Here is a 1,729-nt window from a genome sequence, read left to right on the forward strand (position 1 = left end):
GTTTGTCCGGCGGTGTCCTACTCTCCCACAACGTCCCCGTTGCAGTACCATCGGCGCTGGAGGGCTTAGCTTCCGGGTTCGGAATGTTACCGGGCGTTTCCCCTCCGCCATGACCGCCGTAACTCTATCAACATGTCAACCCGCGCCAGCCTTGGTGCTGGGGGTTGCGTGTCGTGATGTGCATGGTGGACGCGAGCGTAATCTTTGCGCAGCTCTTTGTGTTAGGTAAGTCCTCGGCCTATTAGTACCAGTCGACTGAACACATTACTGTGCTTACATCTCTGGCCTATCAACCCGGTGGTCTAGCCGGGGGCCTTACCCACTCTCGTGGTGGGAGACCTCATCTTGAAGCGAGCTTCCCGCTTAGATGCTTTCAGCGGTTATCCCTTCCGAACGTAGCCAACCAGCCATGCACCTGGCGGTACAACTGGCACACCAGAGGTTCGTCCGTCCCGGTCCTCTCGTACTAGGGACAGCCCTTCTCAAGTCTCCTGCGCGCACGGCGGATAGGGACCGAACTGTCTCACGACGTTCTAAACCCAGCTCGCGTACCGCTTTAATGGGCGAACAGCCCAACCCTTGGGACCACCTCCAGCCCCAGGATGCGACGAGCCGACATCGAGGTGCCAAACCATCCCGTCGATATGGACTCTTGGGGAAGATCAGCCTGTTATCCCCGGGGTACCTTTTATCCGTTGAGCGACACCGCTTCCACATGCCAGTGCCGGATCACTAGTCCCGACTTTCGTCCCTGCTCGACCTGTCAGTCTCACAGTCAAGCTCCCTTGTGCACTTACACTCAACACCTGATTGCCAACCAGGCTGAGGGAACCTTTGGGCGCCTCCGTTACCCTTTAGGAGGCAACCGCCCCAGTTAAACTACCCACCAGACACTGTCCCTGAACCGGATCACGGTCCGAGGTTAGATACCCAGATCAACCAGAGTGGTATTTCAAGATTGGCTCCACGAAGACTGGCGTCAACGCTTCACAGCCTCCCACCTATCCTACACAAGTTAAACCGGATACCAATGTCAAGCTATAGTGAAGGTCCCGGGGTCTTTCCGTCCTGCCGCGCGTAACGAGCATCTTTACTCGTAGTGCAATTTCGCCGGGCCTGTGGTTGAGACAGTGGGGAAGTCGTTACGCCATTCGTGCAGGTCGGAACTTACCCGACAAGGAATTTCGCTACCTTAGGATGGTTATAGTTACCACCGCCGTTTACTGGCGCTTAAGTTCTCAGCTTCGCCTTGCGGCTAACCGGTCCCCTTAACGTTCCAGCACCGGGCAGGCGTCAGTCCATATACAGCGTCTTACGACTTCGCATGGACCTGTGTTTTTAGTAAACAGTCGCTTCCCCCTGCTCTCTGCGACCCCACCCAGCTCCAGCCGCGAAGGCCTTCACCAGACGAGGCCCCCCTTCTCCCTAAGTTACGGGGGCAATTTGCCGAGTTCCTTAACCACAGTTCGCCCGATCGCCTCGGTATTCTCTACCTGACCACCTGTGTCGGTTTGGGGTACGGGCCGCGCACAGCTCGCTAGAGGCTTTTCTCGGCAGCATAGGATCATCGACTTCACCTGATACGGCTCGGCATCACGTCTCAGCCTATATGGCACACGGATTTACCTATGTGCCGGCCTACACGCTTACCCCAGGACTACCACCGCCTGGGCTCGACTACCTTCCTGCGTCACCCCATCGCTCAACTACTACCCACCAAGATCCCAAC

General features: G+C 57.0%; 2 rRNA genes. Both read right to left on the minus strand.

Annotation, left to right across the window (positions count from 1 at the left end):
* Positions 1–4: 4 nt before the first annotated feature.
* Positions 5–121: ribosomal RNA gene (rrf, locus tag Cco03nite_RS41905) — 5S ribosomal RNA — on the minus strand.
* Positions 122–221: 100 nt separating this feature from the next.
* Positions 222–1,729: ribosomal RNA gene (locus Cco03nite_RS41910) — 23S ribosomal RNA — on the minus strand; the annotation flags it as partial.

The organism is Catellatospora coxensis (assembly GCF_016862635.1).
GTDB lineage: Bacteria > Actinomycetota > Actinomycetes > Mycobacteriales > Micromonosporaceae > Catellatospora > Catellatospora coxensis.